Source organism: Ruegeria sp. HKCCE3926 (genome assembly GCF_017872515.1).
In the GTDB taxonomy this organism is placed as follows: Bacteria; Pseudomonadota; Alphaproteobacteria; order Rhodobacterales; family Rhodobacteraceae; genus Ruegeria.
This window is the reverse complement of record NZ_JAEDOU010000003.1, coordinates 126,452-144,180: the sequence shown is the minus strand read 5'-3', so window position 1 is coordinate 144,180 and position 17,729 is coordinate 126,452. Positions and strand designations below refer to the sequence as shown.

Below are 17,729 nucleotides of genomic sequence, written 5' to 3'. Positions count from 1 at the left end.
TCCGCCAGCGCCTCTGGTTCTTCGAAGCTCGGACAACGGTCATTCAGAATAAAAGACCTGCCTGTTTTCAGTGTTTGTTTCTGGCAAGGGCCGTGTTTCTGATGGAAAAAGTATGAACAAAATGGCCCAATTGGCTGCACAGTATCCGATAATTGAAAAAAAATCACGAGTGCAGTTGCAGCGGCTGCGGCTGCCTTGCATGGCGGAACACTTGCCATCCGCGATTTGGATTGCGCGGGTCACGGGTGCCAGCCTTCGGGCAGACAATCTGTGAAGGGCTTTGGGGATCAGTCGAGGAAAAGGTAATCCAACTGCATGACGGCTTGGGCTTTGTCTTCACCAACCCCAAGAAACTTGGCAATAACCGCTTCATTGTCGGCGCGCGGGGCCGTTTCCCGCAGGCGCAGGTAATTGTCCAGCCGGGCAGCGCGGATCCGTTCGGATTCATAGCCCAGATCGTTGCGAAGGGTCGGCAGCAAGGAAGCAACGGTTTCCGTTGGGCTGTTGTCTCCGGCCAGCCCGACGCGACGCGCGTGGCCGATCAGATAGTCGTCCGAGTATTCGCATTCGATCTCAAGCACGTGGGTTTTGGCCTGGTCGCCGCAGAAATCCTCGAGCGCGTCAAGATTGGCCGGGTCAAGGCACAGCACCAGCTGATCCGACCCGAAACTGTCGAACAACAGGCGCAGAACGGCACGCCGGTGACGAGAGCGCTTGGTCAGTGTGGAGTCGATCCCGCCCAGATCCGGCAGCAACGTATTTTCTTCGTTGAACAGGTATTCAACGCAAGGAATATCCGTTTCAGATGCGATCTGATCGACAAGACGTTTGGCAACATGCCATTTCTTGCAGACGATCACGAACAGTTCCCGTTCCGGGCCGAGTACGCTCCCGGCTTCCCAGAAGCGTTGTCCGAACCGGCGGCCGATACGCCCGCGACCAGTGAGAAACGCGTACAGATTGCGCCCCTCGTTCGAGATCGGGAAATCGACGCCCTCACTGGCATAGAGCGAGCCGAGCCGGGCCTTCAACTCATGCGCCTCGGCGCTGATCTTGCGTGCGAACAGATAATCCTGGCCCAGCAACATGTCATAGTGGTCATTGTAGAACGTGACCGGCATTCCATAGTCCGAGAACATCAGGAATGTCGGCGTTCGGTTTTCAATCTCGTTTTTTGGGATCAGGTGACGCACCAGCGTCTGAAAAAAGGTTTCATCAGGAATCCACGTGGTCGAAAAAAAACGGATCACATCCCGGCGCTGATGCAGGAAATCCAGTATCATTTCGACGGTTCTGCGACGCAGGCACCACCATTGGCTGCCGATCATCATCTGAATGTCCTGGGGGATGTCCCGCGTCAGACCGAGGCGCTTTTGCAATTCATAGGCGGCATAGAACAGCTTGGACTGCGTGCGCTCGTTAAAGTAGTGGCGATAGATCAGCCGGTCTTCCTTCATGCCGGTCTTGATCCAGTTGCTTTCAAAGAAATCGTGACTTTCGATGAAATCCTTGTCGTTATCGTCGAGGTAACGGTGCGTGTATTCAGCGGTTTTGATCGCCATGCAGTCACCCGACAGCATGTAGAAATGTGTGGCGCGGGGGAAATTTTCCACGGCGGCTTCCAGGGCGTTCAGCGTGGCCCGGACCAGCGACCATTCTCCCCAGCCGCATCTGACGCGTTTTTTTGCAAAGGTCACATTGGGGTTCTGATCCAGTGCGGAACGAATGCGCTCATAGGCTTTGGCGCTGGCGCTGGCGTCAAAATGGATGGCCATGCAATCGCCGACAGCGGTCAGTTGTTCGGCCTGTGCAATGATGGCTTCAGGGTCCTTGTGACACAGCAATATATAGGCGACTTTTGCCATTGAGATTACGCAATATCCGTTTCTGCCTGATTTCAACCGTGATACTGAGGATGAGCGATTGAATAAACAGAATAATTTTGGTTCTTTGTTACCAAAAGCTGGCGTATCGCATCGAGACCTGGCCAGCGCAGGAGGCACAGCAGATGGGGTTTCCCGGTACCTGGATGACCGAGAGCGAAAGCATGGTGTACCGCGTGGTGCCCAAATGTGCTTGCTCGACCATTGGTCAGATCATGTATTTCTCGGATCATGGTCAGTTCTTCGACGGTGATATCCATGATGCCAAGGACGGCATGCACAAATGGGCATTTGATCAGAGCCAGAAGCTGATCTCGAACAATGTGCGCAATCACGCGTCCTATTCTTTCACTTGTGTGCGCAATCCCTACACCCGCATCCTAAGCTCATTCTTTGACAAGATCTGCGGCATTCAGCGCAACGGCAAGAGATACCGCGGCAATCTGGTGCCGACGCTGATCTATAACTACGGGATCGAAGTGGGCGGCGGCGACGGCAAGGGAGAGTTTGACCAGATCGCCAGCTTCCGCCGGTTTCTGCTGTTTGCGCGTGATACGATCCGGTGGCGGCGCCCAATGGACCCGGACATTCACTGGTCTGCGATGTCAGGCCACGTGTCTACTTTCATCGTGAACGGCGGTCACTATGACCGGATATTCTGGACAGAAGCGTTCAACGACGGGATGCAGGATGTTCTGGACAATGTCGAGCTGAAGCACCCGGTCAAACTGTCCGAGATTCCACGGTTCAATGAATCCGAAGGGCATGGGCCAAAACGTGCGCATCCGGTCGAGGACTACTTTGACGATCTGTCAATGCATCTGGTCTACGAGATCTACAAGCAGGATTTCGAGCTGTTCAAATACGACTTCGAAAACCCGGCGAACAAGATGCCGATCGGTGAAATCGATCTGCATGAAATCCACGCCAAATTGGGCGACTGACGGTGGGGTGCTCCCGCCCGTCGTCGATATTTCTTGCGAAACATCTCCTCCGGTTGGGCCCGGCGCCGCGCGCTGCGCGGCGCCGGGCCCAAGGTCGAACGTGGCATCGGCGAAGCCGATGGTACGGATCGGGCGCGGGAGCTCTTGAGGACGGTTGATTACCCGGCTCGCCGCCTCGGCAAGCCGGTCGCGTGTGTGCTTAGACTTGGCGAACAGCCCCTTTTGCTGCGCTGGTCGTCAGCTTGGCATAGGCCTTGAGCGCGGTGGACACTTTACGTTTGCGGGGCGCGGCGGGCTCCCACCCCTTTGCGTTCTGTTCCGTGCGGCGGGCGGCCAGCTCTTCATCCGAAACTGCCAGATGAATGGTGCGGTTTGGGATGTCGATCTCGATCGTGTCGCCATTCTGAACCAGACCGATCTCACCGCCTTCGGCCGCTTCGGGCGAAACATGGCCGATCGACAGGCCTGATGTGCCGCCCGAGAAGCGACCATCGGTCAGCAACGCGCAGGCTTTGCCCAGACCCTTGGACTTCAGATATGACGTCGGATACAGCATTTCCTGCATCCCCGGGCCACCGCGCGGGCCTTCATAGCGGATGACGACCACATCGCCTTCTTTCACCTTGCCCGTAAGAATGTCGTTGACCGCCTGATCCTGACTTTCGCACACGTAGGCCGAGCCGGTGAATTTCAGGATATTGGCGTCCACGCCAGCAGTTTTCACGATACAGCCGTCGCGAGCGATATTGCCGAACAGAACGGCCAGACCACCATCCTGGCTGAACGCGTGTTCTTTCGAGCGGATCACGCCGCCTTCGCGGTCGGTGTCCAGTTCCTTGTACCGGTTGGACTGGCTGAACGCCTGTGTGGTGCGCACACCACCGGGGGCGGCCTTGAACAGCTCCTGCGCCTTTGGATTGTTGGCGACCTTGATGTCCCAGTTGGCGATCGCTTCACCCATTGTGGCCGAATGTACCGTGTTGCATTCCTCGTGCAGCAGGCCTGCGCGGCTGAGCTCTCCGAGGATCGAGAAGATACCTCCGGCGCGGTGGACGTCTTCCATGTGCACATTTTCGGTGTTGGGCGCGACTTTGCACAGGCAGGGAACGCGGCGGCTCAGGCGGTCCATGTCGGACATGGTGAAATCAACGCCACCCTCATGCGCGATGGCCAACAGATGAAGCACCGTATTGGTGGACCCGCCCATGGCGATGTCGAGGCTCATGGCGTTTTCGAATGCTTCGAAGGTGGCAATCTCGCGTGGGAGAAAACCTTTTTCATCCAGATCATAATGGCGCTTGGTGATCTCAACGATGCGGCGGCCTGCCTCAAGGAACAGCTCTTTGCGGTCGGCATGTGTCGCCAGTGTCGAGCCGTTGCCCGGCAGGGCCAGGCCCAATGCTTCGGCCAGGCAGTTCATCGAGTTCGCAGTGAACATGCCAGAACAGGAGCCGCAGGTCGGGCAGGCATTCTCTTCGATATGTTGAACCTGTTCGTCGGTGAATTTGTCGTCCGCCGCGGCGACCATGGCGTCGACGAGGTCGATTTTCTTGGCCTCCAGATCGGCGATATCGATCTTGCCAGCCTCCATCGGCCCGCCCGAGACAAATATGGCAGGGATGTTCAGGCGCATCGCGGCCATCAGCATGCCGGGGGTGATCTTGTCGCAATTCGAAATGCAGACCATCGCATCGGCGCAATGGGCGTTGACCATGTATTCGACCGAATCCGCGATCACTTCGCGCGAGGGCAGCGAATACAGCATCCCGTCATGGCCCATTGCGATGCCGTCATCCACCGCGATCGTGTTGAATTCTTTGGCCACACCGCCTGCAGCCTCGACCTCGCGCGCAACCATCTGGCCCAGATCCTTCAGATGCACGTGGCCCGGGACGAATTGGGTGAACGAGTTGACGATGGCAATGATCGGTTTGCCAAAATCATCGTCTCCCATGCCGGTGGCGCGCCAAAGGCCGCGTGCGCCAGCCATGTTGCGGCCATGGGTTGAGGTTCTGGATCGGTACAATGGCATGATGCTGTTTCCCTTTTGCCTCGGGTTGCATGTCTTGGGGTTCGTACGTTATAGCGCACGTACCACATGTGCGCTATAACGCACAAGAGGATTCGCGGGACGATGAGATGGACTCTGACGATATAACGCTGAAACTGCGAGACGTGCGTGCGGCATCGGGCCTGAGCCTGTCGAAAGTGGCCGAGATGACTGGCGTGAGCAAAGCCATGCTGGGGCAGATCGAGCGCGGTGAATCCAGCCCAACCATCGCAACGCTGTGGAAAATTGCCAAGGGGTTTCAACTGCCGCTCAGCGCGCTGATCGATACGATGAACGGGGACCCTTCGGTTTTTCAGACCGTAACTTTCCCCGGCACGATCGAGGTCAAGATCGTCTTTCCATTCGATCCCGCTCTGGGCGCCGAGACATTCCACGTCAACCTCAGGCCGAACCAAAGCCACGAGTCGCCCGCCCACGCGACAGGCGTGACCGAAGAGGTCTTTGTTCTGAGCGGCACGCTTGAGATCCTGCGCGGAGACGAGTGGGTTTCCCTACAAGCCGGGCAGGGGTTGCGTTTCGCGGCCGATCTTCCGCACGGGTATCGCGCCGGCCCCGAGGGGGCGGCCTTTCTAAACATGCATCATTACGCCCAACACACCGAATTTGTAGAGAACGGCAAGGCCCATTCATGACCGCATTTTTCGACAGCCTGACCATCGTCGACGCCATCGGCTCTTTCGGGGCTCTGATCGTGGTCGCCGCGTATTTCGCAACACAGATGCGGATGATGAACTCGGATGATCTGGCCTTTCCGGTGATCAACCTGCTGGGCTCGGTGCTGATCGTCTATTCCCTGCTCCAGAATTTCAATCTCGCATCAATGTTGATCGAGGGGTTCTGGATTCTGATCAGCCTCATTGGGATTATCCAACATTTCCGCCTGCGCAGCGCCAAGTGAGCGCTATCCAGCCTTGAACCCCTATGCCGCCGGGTATAGGGAAAAATCAAGCGCGCTTAGGGGAGGCTTTGATGCAGGACGATCCAAAAACCCTCGTATCCACCGAATGGCTGGCCGCGCATATGAAGGATCCGGATCTGCGGATTCTGGACGGGTCGTGGTACTTGCCCGCGCAAAATCGTGATGCACGGGCGGAATATGACGCAGGCCACATCCCCGGGGCGCGGTTCTTTGACATAGACGAGATATCAGATCGCCGTTCCGACTTGCCGCATATGGCGCCTCCGGTCGAGAAATTCATGTCGCGCCTGCGCGCGATGGGTGTGGGCGACGGTCATCAGGTCGTGGTTTACGATGGCGCTGGGCTGATGTCGGCTGCGCGCGTCTGGTGGCTGTTCCGTCTTATGGGGCAGGAAAACATCGCGGTTCTGGATGGTGGATTCCCCAAATGGCAGGCGGAAGGGCGCGAGGTCGAAGACCTGCCGCCGGTCATCCGTGATCGTCATATGACCGTCCGGGTGCAAAATCAGCTTGTCCGGGACGTCACGCAAGTTTCCGCCGCCGCCAAGCTGGGTGATCATGAGATCATCGACGCCCGCTCTGCCAGCCGGTTTTCCGGGGCCGAGGCCGAACCGCGCGAGGGTCTGCGCTCGGGGCATATTCCGGGTTCACGCAATGTCCCCTTTGGCCAGTTGCTGAACGCCAATGGTACCATGAAGTCGCCGGAAGAGTGCCGCGCCATATTCGAGGCCGCAGGCGTCGATCTGTCGAAACCGGCGATCACCTCGTGCGGGTCTGGCGTGACCGCCGCGATCCTCAGCCTTGCGCTTGAACGCATGGGCAAGAAAGACCACTCGCTTTATGACGGCTCATGGGCTGAATGGGGCGCCTTCCCGACCCTGCCCGTCGCAACCGGAGAGACCTGATGTTCGAGAACCTGAAACCGCAGCCTGCCGACAAGATCCTGGCGCTGATGCAGATGTATCGCGAAGACCCGCGTGATCAGAAGATCGACCTGGGCGTCGGCGTCTACAAAAACGCGGAAGGCATCACCCCGGTCATGCGCGCCGTCAAAGCGGCCGAGCAGCGCGTCTGGGAAGAGCAGGAAACCAAAGCCTATACCGGGCTGGCCGGCGATCCGGCCTATGCGGATGCGATGATCGGGCTGATCCTCGGCACCTCGGTTGAGCGCGGCAATATCGCCGCCGTGGCGACACCGGGCGGCACCGGCGCCTGCCGTCAGGCCTTCGAGATGATCCGTATGGCCAACCCGTCGGCCCGCGTCTTCGTGTCGAACCCGACATGGCCGAACCACTTGTCGATCCTGAACTACCTGGGGATCGAGACGGTTCCATACCGCTATTTCGATGGTGACACGCGTGGCGTCGATTTCGACGGCATGATCGAAGACCTGAAGACCGCAAAAGCGGGTGACGTGGTTCTGCTGCACGGTTGCTGCCACAACCCGACCGGTGCCAACCTCAACATGGTTCAATGGCAGGAGGTCGTGAACCTGATCAACGCGCTTGGCCTCGTTGCGATGATCGACATCGCCTATCAAGGCTTCGGCGACGGCCTGGAAGAGGATGCGCAAGCGACACGACTGGTCGCGTCTTCGGTCAAGGAATGTCTGATAGCGGCGTCATGCTCGAAGAATTTCGGCGTGTATCGCGAACGCACCGGTTTGCTGATGGCCATCAGCGCCGATGCCGGGCAGACCGCTTTGAACCAGGGTACATTGGCATTCCTGAACCGCCAGAATTATTCCTTCCCGCCCGACCACGGCGCGCGTGTTGTGACCACGATCCTGATGGACGAAGCCCTGCGCGCCGACTGGATGGCCGAACTGGAAGAGGTGCGCCTGTCTATGCTGGGCCTGCGTCGCCAACTGGCCGACGAACTCCAGCGTCTGAGCGGCTCGGACCGCTTTGGTTTCATCGCCCAGCACCGCGGCATGTTCTCGCGCTTGGGTGCGGCCCCTGAACTGGTCGAGAAACTGCGCGTTGAACACGGCATCTACATGGTTGGCGACAGCCGCCTGAACATCGCCGGTCTGAACGCCAACACCGTTCCGATCCTTGCGCAGGCGATTGTCGACGTCGGCGTCTGATTTTCGGGCATTGCCAAACAAGAAACCCGGGCACGAATGCCCGGGTTTTTTTGTTTGGGTGGAAGTGGGATCAGCCTTTCGAGAATTCGGGATAGGCTTCCATGCCCAGTTCGCCCATGTCGAGGCCGTTGATCTCTTCTTCCTCGCCAACCCGCAGGCCGACGGTGGCCTTGAGGATCGAGAACAGGATGAAGCTGACTACGAAGACGAAGATCCCGATAGCCGCGAAACCGATGACCTGGGTCACGAAAGACGCATCACCGTTGGTCCATGCCACGATGAAGGTGCCCCAGAAGCCTGCGATCAGGTGAACCGGGATGGCGCCGACCACGTCATCAATCTTCATCTTGTCCAGCAGCGGCACGGTGTAGACTACGATCACGCCGCCGATGCCGCCGATGATCAGCGCCTGAAACAGCGACGGCGCCAGCGGTTCGGCGGTGATCGAGACCAGCCCGGCCAGCGCGCCGTTCAGAACCATGGTCAGGTCGACCTTGCCATACATCACCTGCGTCAGGATCAGGGCGGCAACGGCGCCGGCGGCGGCGGCCATGTTGGTGTTGGCGAAGATACGGCTGATATCGGCCATGTCACCGATCGTGCCCATGGCCAACTGCGAGCCGCCGTTGAAGCCGAACCAACCCAGCCACAGGATGAACGTCCCCAGGGTTGCCAGCGCCAGGTTCGAGCCGGGGATCGGCACAACTTTGCCTTCCTTGTTGTATTTACCGATGCGCGGGCCCAGTACGATGGCACCGGCCAGAGCTGCGAAGCCACCTGCGGCGTGCACCAGGGTCGAGCCGGCGAAGTCGCTGAAGCCCATCTCGGACAACCAGCCGCCACCCCACTGCCAGGACGCTTCGATCGGGTAGATGATGCCTGTCAGAACGATCACGAAAAAGAAGAAGGGCCACAGTTTGACGCGCTCGGCCATGGTGCCCGATACAATGGACGCGGTGGTGGCGCAGAACATCAGCTGGAAGAAGAAGTCCGAACCGACGGATGCATAAGACAGGTCGGTTTCGACACCTTCCAGACCAACCGGTTCCAGTGACGTTGGCGAGAACGCGCCCAGAATGCCGGTGATCGTCCAGCCGTCGCCCGGATACATCAGGTTGAAGCCCACCAGCCAGTACATGATGGCTGCAAAGGAAAACAGACCCATATTCTTGACCAGCTGCATGGCCACGTTCTTGGAGCGCACCAGACCGGCCTCGAGCATGGCAAAGCCCGCGGCCATCCAGAACACCAGAAAGCCGCCCATCAGGAACAGCAGCGAGGTCAGGATGTATTGTGTATGCTGCGCGGTTTCGCCGGTTGCGGCGGCCTCCTGCGCCAGGCCCATCTGCGGCAGCGCGACGATCGCGGCGGCAGGGATGAGGGATTTCATCAGGTTCATGTTCAGTCCTCGAATGATTGTCGGTCTCGGCGCCTTACAGCGCCTCTTCGTTGGTTTCCCCGGTCCGCACGCGCAGGGCCTGCTCGACATCGAGGACGAAAATCTTGCCGTCGCCGATCTTGCCGGTCTTGGCGGTTTTGGTGATGGTCTCGACGATCTGGTCGGTCATCGCGGCAGGCACCACGATTTCCAGCTTGATCTTGGGCACGAAATTCACCGCGTATTCGGCCCCCCGATAGATTTCGGTGTGGCCGGATTGCGAGCCGAAGCCCTTGATCTCGGTCACCATCATGCCGCGCACGCCGGCCTCGGTCAGTGCCTCGCGCACCTCCTCCAGCTTGAACGGCTTGATTGTCGCAATGATCAGTTTCACGTCTTTCCCCTCTGGTTCTCCGGTGGAACCGGTTTGTTTGCACCTGCAGAAAAATGCGCGACGGATCGCGGTATGAAACGGCTCTTGGGGGTCAAAGGGCTGCCAAATGGCAGAAGATTGCACATTTTTTGCACAATTCGGTCGCGTTGATTAAATAACGGGCAGTGTTGTGAGGGGAATTTTCGGAAATTCGGACCTCTACATACTCGGATCACCGGGGTATGGTGGCGCAAAAGAAAACCCGGGCAGAGTTTGAGCATGACTGAGTCCAAGCGACGCAAGCCGAAATTGGTTGCGGACAAAAGGTACCCGTCAAAGGGTCGTAAACCGTCGGCATCCAAGCGCCCGGCGGGCAAGAAGGCGACGGCTCGCAAAACCACCACACGCAAAACTGCGCGCAAAAAGACGCGCAAGAGATCGGGGGGCAAAGGCGGCGGCATCCTGCGTCGTTTTTTCCGCTGGGTCTGGCGCATGGTCTGGGGGCTGACCTGGCGGGTCGGAGCGGTCGTGGCCATCCTGATCGCCCTGGCGGTGGGTGTCGTCTATTCCTCGTTGCCGGACTTGGATGCCTTGTTGGACGGCCGTGCGCGCGGGTCTGTCACGCTGCTGGACCGCGACGGCAAAGTGTTTGCCTGGCGGGGCGACCAGTTTGGCGGGGTGATCACTGCCGATACGGTGTCGCCGCATCTGAAAAACGCCGTCATCGCGACCGAGGACAAACGGTTCTATCGCCATTTCGGGGTGAGCCCGCGCGGTGTGGCAAGCGCCGTTCGCATCAACCTGAGCGAAGGGCGCGGCCCGTTGTCCGGGCATGGCGGGTCAACCATAACGCAGCAAACGGCCAAATTGCTGTGTCTGGGCGTGCCTTATGATCCGACTGAATGGGAATCAGAGGCCGCCTATGAAGCCGATTGCCGACAGGGATCGCTGTTGCGCAAGGCCAAAGAGGCCATTTATGCAATGGCGATGGAGGTGAAATACTCCAAGGATGAGGTTCTGACGATCTACCTGAACCGGGCTTTCCTTGGTGCAGGCGCGCGCGGGTTCGAGGCCGCAAGCCAGCGGTACTTTGGCAAGTCCGCCGCCGAAGTCTCGCCGGCCGAGGCAGCGATGTTGGCCGGGCTGTTGGTTGCGCCCACACGTTATGCACCGACGAACAATCTGCAACGGTCGCAGGACCGGGCCCGCCTTGTGATCGGTCTGATGGAGGATCAGGGCTATCTGACCGCCGCGCAGGCCAGCGAAGCGCGGGCCCGCCCAGCCCAACTGTCCGAGGCGGCGGCTGCACGGGCCGGGGGATATTTTGCGGATTGGGTTATGGCCAGCGGGCCCGAGTTCTTTACCCGCAACACGACCGAAGATGTGGTGATCCGGACCACCCTGGATCAGCGCATTCAGACCTCTGCGGAAGAGGCGCTGAAATTCATCTTTCAGGAAAAAGTGCGCGAAGGATCAAAGGCGCAGGCGGCCATTGTGGTGATGTCGGCCGACGGTGCGGTGCGCGCGATGGTTGGTGGGCGCAAGACACGCGTGTCTGGCGCGTTCAACCGGGCGACGCAGGCGTTGCGACAGACGGGATCATCGTTCAAGCCATTCGTCTATGCCACCGCGCTGGAACTTGGGTATTCGCCGCTGGATACGGTGATGGATGAACCCTATTGCGTCGATATTCCGGGGTCAGGCCAGTGGTGCCCCAAGAACTACACCAACAAGTATTATGGGCGGGTGACCTTGGCGGATGCGCTGAAAAACTCGCTGAACATACCGGCGGTGAAAGTGGCCGAGATTTCCGGCCTGGACAATGTTCGGACGGTTGCCAGCGGCTTCGGGATTGCCAGCGACCTGGCACAGGGGCCTGCGCTGGCGCTTGGTGCATCGGAAAGCACGTTGATCGAGATGACCGGGGCTTATGCAGGCATCCTGAATGGCGGGTCGCAGGTTGAACCTTATGGGCTGACCGAACTGAAGCTGCTGGGCGACGAAACACCCGTCATGGTCACGACGACCGGTATTGGCGAGAGGGTCATCAATGAAAAGGCTGCCAAACAGCTGACCTGGATGATGGAGCGCGTGGTCTCTGAAGGGACCGGCGGGCGGGCCAAATTGCCCGGCTGGCAGGTGGCGGGCAAGACCGGAACGACCCAGGCCGCGCGCGACGCGTGGTTCATCGGGTTCACGGCGGATTATGTGACCGGGGTCTGGATGGGGTATGATGACAACACGCCCTTGTCCGGCGTGACCGGTGGTGGCTTACCGGCCGAGATCTGGAAAGAAACCATGCTGCGCGTGACCGAGGGGATGACGCCCACCCCGTTGCCGATGATGGCGCCGGAACCTCCGGTGCAAACGGCGCAGCCGCAGCAACAACGGCGAAAGAAACAAACCGGGTTGGACCGGGCTATAAACAACCTGTTGAACAATATCTTCGGGAATTGAGCAGGCAAAAAAAGGCGGTGCGCTGGGCACCGCCTTTTGTTTTTTCATTCTTTCGTTTCTTAGACGCTTGCGTCCAACGCTGAAAGGATCGCGTCGCCCATTTCGCTGGTCGAGACGGGCTGAACGCCCTGATCCGCAAGCAGGTCGCCGGTGCGAACGCCGTCGGCCAGAACTTTCTCGATCGCAGCTTCCAGCCGATCCGCTTCCTCGCCCTGATCAAAGCTGTAGCGCAGAGCCATCGCAAAGCTGAGGATGCAGGCGATCGGGTTGGCTTTGCCTTGACCCGCGATATCGGGGGCAGACCCGTGTACGGGCTCGTACATTGCTTTGGGGCGTCCATTGGCCATCGGCGCGCCCAGCGACGCCGACGGCAGCATGCCCAGAGAGCCGGTCAGCATCGCGGCGCAGTCGGACAGGATGTCACCGAACAGGTTGTCGGTCAGGATCACGTCGAACTGTTTCGGCGCGCGCACCAGCTGCATGGCACCGTTGTCGGCGTACATATGGCTCAGCTCAACTTCGGGGTAGTCAGCGGAAACGCGGTTGACCACTTCGCGCCACAGAATGCCCGATTCCATCACGTTGGCTTTTTCCATCGAGCACAGCTTTTTGTTCCGGCGCATCGCCAGTTCAAAGGCCGAACGCGCGGCGCGTTCAATCTCGGATTCGGTGTAACGCTGGGTGTTGATGCCGACGCGTTCATTGCCTTCCTCGAAGATACCGCGTGGTTCACCGAAATAAACGCCCGAGGTCAGTTCGCGCACGATCATGATATCCAGACCCGCAACGATGTCTTTCTTCAGCGACGAGAAATCAGCCAGCGCGTCAAAGCACTGGGCCGGGCGCAGGTTCGAATACAAGTCCATTTCCTTGCGCAGGCGCAGCAGGCCGCGCTCGGGCTTCAGGCTGAAATCCAGATCGTCGTATTTTGGGCCGCCGACAGCGCCCAATAGAACCGCGTCGACCTCTTGCGCCTTGGCCATCGTCTCATCGGACAGAGGCTTGCCGTGGGCATCATAGGCGGCACCGCCGACCAGATCCTCGCTCACGTCAAATTGAAGACCGCGATTGGCGCCGAACCAATCGATGATTCTGCGCACTTCGGCCATGACTTCCGGGCCAATTCCGTCTCCGGGCAGGATAAGGAGCGAAGGGTTGGACATGAAGGGTCTCCTTGCGTTTTGTTGCACAGGGCCTAGCGTCTGCGTTGCATCGGGTCAATGAGACGAACCTGCCAAAACAGAAGGAAAACACATGCTGACACCTGGAAATCCGGTTCCTGCGCTGAAAATCGAATCTGTTGCCCATGGCAGCTTCGATCTTGACGCGGACAAGGGCGAACACGGGACGCTGGTGATTCAATATCGCGGGCTGCATTGCCCGATCTGCATCAAGCAGATGACCGAGGTCGAAGCGGCGCTGGATGACTTTGCGGCGCTGGGCGTCGAGGTCATCATGATCACCACCGATACAGCCGAGCGCGCGGCGGAAGCCGCCGAAAAAGCCGGAGCGTCGCGCCTGCGTGTGGGCCACAGCCTTCCCCTGTCCGCTGCGCGGGATGATTGGGGCCTTAACATCTCGACCAAGCGCGAAGGCAGCGCCGAACCGGACCTGTTCGCAGAGCCGGGGCATTTCTACATCGCACCCGACCGGACGCTGTACTATGCATGGCAACAGACCACGCCTTTCGGTCGCCCGTCCATGTCGGATATTGCGGGTGGTTTGAAATTCACACTGGGCAACAACTATCCCGCGCGCGGAACTTATACCGGCCCGCTTTGACCCTCAAAGAGCGGCTTTGAGCCCTTCTGCCAACAAATCCCAGACTCTGCGGATGCGCGGGGTTTGGCGCATGGCCTGAGGTGCGGCCAGCCACACGGGTAGAATCGGGATGTCCACATCCAGCGGCAGGATTTCCACGTCGGGGTCGGCTTTGGCAACCTGTACCTGGCTGAAGCCTATGCCACAGCCCGCCCGGATCAGTTCCCAATAGGCGCTTTGCAGGTCACAGCGGGTGGCAAAACTGTCGCGGCTTGCTGGCCACCCCTTTTCACGCATGGCTTTGATGATCTCCTGGTTCGCGTCAAACCCTACCAGATCATGCATAAACAGTTCTTCGGGTGTCTTGGGGCGCCCCTTCCGGTCCAGATAGGACTTTGCCGCACAAAAACACAGCGGCACATCCCCGAGATAGCGGGAAATGAGATCCACCTGCGCAGGGCGATACATCCGCACGGCGATATCCGCCTCGCGATAAAGCAGATTCTCGGTGGTGTCAGTGGCCACCAGTTCAAGCTGGATCGTGGGCTCTTGCCTGCGGATGGACGCCAGTATCGGTGGCAGCAGGTGATGCGAGGCAAAGACAGATGCGGTGATGCGCACCGAACCTTCAAGCTGTTGCGATTGCCCCGCGGCGGCAAGACTGAACGCGGTCATGGCGCTGTGCATCTGCTGGGCCATCGGCAAAAGCTGTAAGCCGGCTTCGCTGAGCTTCAGACCACGCGCGTGGCGATCGAAAAGAGAGACACCCAGTTCGTCCTCGAGGTTTTGGACCTGCCGCCCCAAAGTGGGTTGGCTGCGATTGAGATGTCGTGCGGCGGCGGACAACGATCCCGTCTCGGCCACGGCCAGAAAGCATTGAATCAGAGACCAATCTGCATGTGTCAGAGCTTTGTCCATTCAGAAATGAATACACGTTCTGCGAATTGCGGCAATTCCTTGCGCGAAGTGAATGGGTAGATTGACCTCAGACAGGAGGCAAACATGGCACAATCTGCACTGGTACTGGGCGCAACAGGTCGTTTTGGACGCAACGCAGCCCTGGCGTTCAGGCGCGCGGGCTGGGATGTGACGGAATTTGACCGCAGGTCTGATTCGCTGTCACAGGCGGCGCGCGGCGTGGACGTCATCGTGAACGGATGGAATCCGCCCTATCCCGATTGGGCACGCGATGTGCCGGTACTGACCAAACGGGTGATAGATGCGGCCTCAGATACGGGGGCGACCGTGATCGTACCGGGCAATGTCTACGTATTTGGTGGGAATACGCCGGGCCCATGGTCGGGCGGGACGCCGCATCGAACCACCAACCCTTTGGGCCGGGTTCGGATCGAGATGGAAGAGGCCTATCGCGCGTCAACCGTGCGCACCATCCTTTTGCGCGCCGGGGATTTCATCGACACCAATGCATCCGGAAACTGGTTCGATCAGGTCATGATCAAGCGTCTTTCGCGCGGTCAGTTCGTTTATCCCGGTGATCCGGACGCACCGCACGCTTGGGCCTTTCTGCCTGATCTGGCCCGCGCCGCCGTCGCGCTGGCTGAGATGCGGCAAGACCTTCCCCGTTTCTGCGATGTTCCATTTGAAGGGTACACTTTGACCGGGACGCAGATCGCTCAATCGCTTTCGCAAGTCACCGGCCGGCCGTTTACAGTGCGGCGTATGAAATGGTGGCCTCTGCAATTGGCCCGCCCATTCTGGCGCATGGCCCCTCATTTGATCGAGATGCGGTACCTCTGGCACGTGCCGCATCAATTGGATGGCGGTTATATGAAAGAATTGCTGACCTCGTTTTCTGAAACGAAGCTGGAGGATGCCTTGCGTTCCGCCATTTCGTCCCAACGTGCCGTTTCATCGGCGACGGCCGGGAACAGGGGCGAGGTTCTAGGGTAGGATTATGTCAACCCAGACCAGTCGATGCCTGCTGGCGCGTCGGGCACTGTCGTACAGCGTGTCACCTTCCACGGGCCAGACAATGCCGGTTTCCGAGATTTGCAGATCACTGGACGGCAACACATAGTCAACGCGCATTTCCCCGGTGGCTTTCCATTCGACCGTTGCTGATGAACCCGATGGGTCCTTTGGCATCGGATCCTGCACATGGGGATCGGCCAAAAGCGCGCGAATGGCCTGCTTGTGGCCTTCTCCGCGGGTCGGGTCGAGATTGGCGTCCGCGGCCATCACGAAGGGGCCTTGAGGAACTGGCCCCAGGCCGCCATTCAGCAAAACCGACCACAGGCGAATCTCGTCCCTGTTGCGCAGACCGTTGCGATCCTCGGGTCCGTCAAAAACCGGTGGGGCAGCGTGAAAGGTCATCAGGCTAAATCGCCCCTGCGGGGTTTCGATCGGAAGCACCCAATGCACGGTCGAGGACAGGCGCTGAATGTCGTGCGCAGCTTCAGACGGGAAGGGGAGCCCATCCCTGAATGGCAAATCAGCCTCAGGCAGGTCTTTCCACCGCAGATTGGTGTAATCCTGAACGTCTTCGGTCATGATTTCGAAACGGGACAACACCGCCACCCCTCCGTGGCCGGTGAACTTCCCCCAGCCCTGCGCGTCGCCGGGGCCTTGCGTTTGGCCATCTCCGTCCAGATCCAGCGGCGTTTCCAACCCAGCATTTGGTTGGGCGGAAAAGTGATAGGGGAAATCCAGGCCCGCCTCGCGCAGTTTCTCGGACAGGGCGCTCAGGGCCGCGCCGTCCAGATCCCAGTCGATGCCTTGCAGGGCAATGACATCAGGCCGCGCCGCAGCAATGACCTCGACAACGGCTTCAACCTGCGCATCATCCCGCTGGATGTCGCGCAGCAGCAGGCCGGGGCCGTTTCTGCTGAGTTCAGTGTTGTAGGTGGCGATGCGATAAACCTCTGCCTGTGCCGAGAAAGGCAACAGCAGCAGAGCAAGGGCACGGATCATGCGGCTTGCGTTGTCTCGTTTGTCGAATAGGCGCGGCGCTTTTCCACGATCAGACCCGCGATGCGAAGCGTCGCCATGCCGCGCATGATCATGCTGGCGGGCAGGAAGGCCCAGGCGCACATGGTCCAGATCAATGTTTGCGGATTGCTCAGCGAGATCGGGGCAACGACGCTGCTCATGAGCTTGATGACAGCCGGAATGAGGAAGGGGAGCAGAACGCCAATGCAGATATTCAGGCGACCATCACGTTGCAGGCGGGTGACAACATCGCCGCCCTTGGTGGGATCAAACAACGGCAGATTGGTCCATACGTTGAAGGCGCCATTGCCCGTGGGCCAGCCGCGCACTTTGACCGCATAGGCAAAGCTGGCGACGGTGACCAAGGCGGCAACATAGGCCACACTGGCTGCGATCCGAACCAATTCGATCAACGGCTGACCGGCATCCAAGGGTAGCATCAGCACGATCAACCGAACCGGGGAATAGGGAAAGTCCGCAACATTCGCGACGGCCAGACCTGCGGTGTAGGCGAACGCGGTCAGTTCAGTCGGCTCATAGGTGTTTTTGCAAACCAGTGTCAGAAAGGTGACCATCGACATCAGCCCGACAAACCGCAGACGGTTCACCGGCGGCGCATCGCGAAATTCAATAAAACTGGGAAAAGCAGAATTGTACTCGGCGAATGTCAGGATGAACGCGAGAATCGCGAGAAAGACCAGAATCTCGGTCCCGTTCGTCGAGGATACAGGCAGGTACAACGCGGGTGTCAGCACCATCAGTGCCACAAGTATTCCGCGTATCGCCGCCCCTGTTGTGCGCGCAATCACTATCCGAACCCTTTTTCAAACCGGATAAGTCGATCTTCGCCGACTTACATTCCAACTTGTGCCCATCGTCTCGAGTTTTTGACGGATGCCTCTTTA

General features: G+C 59.2%; 16 protein-coding genes. 8 read left to right on the top strand and 8 right to left on the bottom strand.

All coding sequences use genetic code 11. The features are described from left to right. Positions 1 to 287: 287 nt before the first annotated feature. Positions 288 to 1,865, bottom strand: coding sequence for a DUF5928 domain-containing protein (locus I9184_RS10630; protein ID WP_171724082.1), 1,578 nt, complete (start codon positions 1,863 to 1,865; stop codon positions 288 to 290). Positions 1,866 to 2,008: 143 nt separating this feature from the next. On the opposite strand from I9184_RS10630, the gene I9184_RS10625 reads away from it, so the two are divergent. Continuing rightward, positions 2,009 to 2,827 (top strand): sulfotransferase family protein, encoded by an 819-nt coding sequence (locus tag I9184_RS10625; RefSeq protein ID WP_209834249.1) that lies wholly within the window; start codon positions 2,009 to 2,011, stop codon positions 2,825 to 2,827. Between the two features lie 199 nt (positions 2,828 to 3,026). On the opposite strand, the gene ilvD is transcribed toward I9184_RS10625, so the two are convergent. Then, positions 3,027 to 4,859, bottom strand: a complete 1,833-nt coding sequence (gene ilvD, locus I9184_RS10620) for a dihydroxy-acid dehydratase (protein ID WP_171635553.1) — start codon at positions 4,857 to 4,859, stop codon at positions 3,027 to 3,029. 107 nt (positions 4,860 to 4,966) lie between these two features. Here ilvD and I9184_RS10615 point away from each other — a divergent pair, with 107 nt between their 5' ends. From I9184_RS10615 to I9184_RS10600, 4 genes are all read left to right on the top strand, one after another. Continuing rightward, on the top strand, positions 4,967 to 5,530 hold the full coding sequence (locus I9184_RS10615; protein WP_171635555.1) for an XRE family transcriptional regulator: 564 nt from the start codon (positions 4,967 to 4,969) through the stop codon (positions 5,528 to 5,530). Further along, a complete protein-coding gene (locus I9184_RS10610) occupies positions 5,527 to 5,796 on the top strand; it encodes a hypothetical protein (RefSeq protein ID WP_152459709.1) in 270 nt (89 codons plus the stop codon). The genes I9184_RS10615 and I9184_RS10610 overlap by 4 nt, the downstream gene beginning before the upstream one ends. A 71-nt stretch (positions 5,797 to 5,867) precedes the next feature. Next, positions 5,868 to 6,722 (top strand): 3-mercaptopyruvate sulfurtransferase, encoded by an 855-nt coding sequence (gene sseA / locus I9184_RS10605; protein WP_171635557.1) that lies wholly within the window; start codon positions 5,868 to 5,870, stop codon positions 6,720 to 6,722. Beyond that, the gene (locus tag I9184_RS10600; RefSeq protein ID WP_209834247.1) at positions 6,722 to 7,906 is read left to right on the top strand and encodes an amino acid aminotransferase; all 1,185 of its coding nucleotides are present in this window, start codon (positions 6,722 to 6,724) and stop codon (positions 7,904 to 7,906) included. The genes sseA and I9184_RS10600 overlap by 1 nt, the downstream gene beginning before the upstream one ends. 70 nt (positions 7,907 to 7,976) lie before the next feature. Here the strand turns inward: I9184_RS10600 and amt are convergent, their stop codons facing one another. Continuing rightward, positions 7,977 to 9,305, bottom strand: a complete 1,329-nt coding sequence (gene amt / locus I9184_RS10595) for an ammonium transporter (RefSeq protein ID WP_209834245.1) — start codon at positions 9,303 to 9,305, stop codon at positions 7,977 to 7,979. A gap of 34 nt (positions 9,306 to 9,339) precedes the next feature. After that, entirely contained in the window at positions 9,340 to 9,678 is a 339-nt protein-coding gene (locus I9184_RS10590) for a P-II family nitrogen regulator (protein WP_152459713.1), read from the bottom strand. A 258-nt stretch (positions 9,679 to 9,936) separates the two neighbouring features. Here I9184_RS10590 and I9184_RS10585 point away from each other — a divergent pair, with 258 nt between their 5' ends. Continuing rightward, positions 9,937 to 12,114, top strand: a complete 2,178-nt coding sequence (locus I9184_RS10585; RefSeq protein WP_171724088.1) for a PBP1A family penicillin-binding protein — start codon at positions 9,937 to 9,939, stop codon at positions 12,112 to 12,114. A 59-nt stretch (positions 12,115 to 12,173) separates the two neighbouring features. Here I9184_RS10585 and leuB read toward each other — a convergent pair whose 3' ends face one another. Then, positions 12,174 to 13,277: a 3-isopropylmalate dehydrogenase gene (gene leuB / locus I9184_RS10580; protein WP_171635566.1), complete on the bottom strand. Its 1,104-nt coding sequence runs from the start codon at positions 13,275 to 13,277 to the stop codon at positions 12,174 to 12,176. 91 nt (positions 13,278 to 13,368) lie between these two features. Here leuB and I9184_RS10575 point away from each other — a divergent pair, with 91 nt between their 5' ends. Further along, complete coding sequence (locus tag I9184_RS10575; RefSeq protein WP_209834243.1) at positions 13,369 to 13,896, top strand: redoxin domain-containing protein; 528 nt, start codon at positions 13,369 to 13,371, stop codon at positions 13,894 to 13,896. A gap of 3 nt (positions 13,897 to 13,899) precedes the next feature. On the opposite strand, the gene I9184_RS10570 is transcribed toward I9184_RS10575, so the two are convergent. Next, positions 13,900 to 14,793 (bottom strand): LysR family transcriptional regulator, encoded by an 894-nt coding sequence (locus tag I9184_RS10570; protein WP_209834241.1) that lies wholly within the window; start codon positions 14,791 to 14,793, stop codon positions 13,900 to 13,902. 84 nt (positions 14,794 to 14,877) lie between these two features. On the opposite strand from I9184_RS10570, the gene I9184_RS10565 reads away from it, so the two are divergent. Next, on the top strand, positions 14,878 to 15,786 hold the full coding sequence (locus I9184_RS10565) for a sugar nucleotide-binding protein (protein ID WP_209834239.1): 909 nt from the start codon (positions 14,878 to 14,880) through the stop codon (positions 15,784 to 15,786). On the opposite strand, the gene I9184_RS10560 is transcribed toward I9184_RS10565, so the two are convergent. After that, entirely contained in the window at positions 15,778 to 16,806 is a 1,029-nt protein-coding gene (locus tag I9184_RS10560) for an endonuclease/exonuclease/phosphatase family protein (protein WP_209834237.1), read from the bottom strand. The two genes, I9184_RS10565 and I9184_RS10560, sit on opposite strands and share 9 nt — an antisense overlap. Continuing rightward, a complete protein-coding gene (locus tag I9184_RS10555; RefSeq protein WP_171635576.1) occupies positions 16,803 to 17,633 on the bottom strand; it encodes a hypothetical protein in 831 nt (276 codons plus the stop codon). The genes I9184_RS10560 and I9184_RS10555 overlap by 4 nt, the downstream gene beginning before the upstream one ends. Positions 17,634 to 17,729 lie beyond the last annotated feature (96 nt).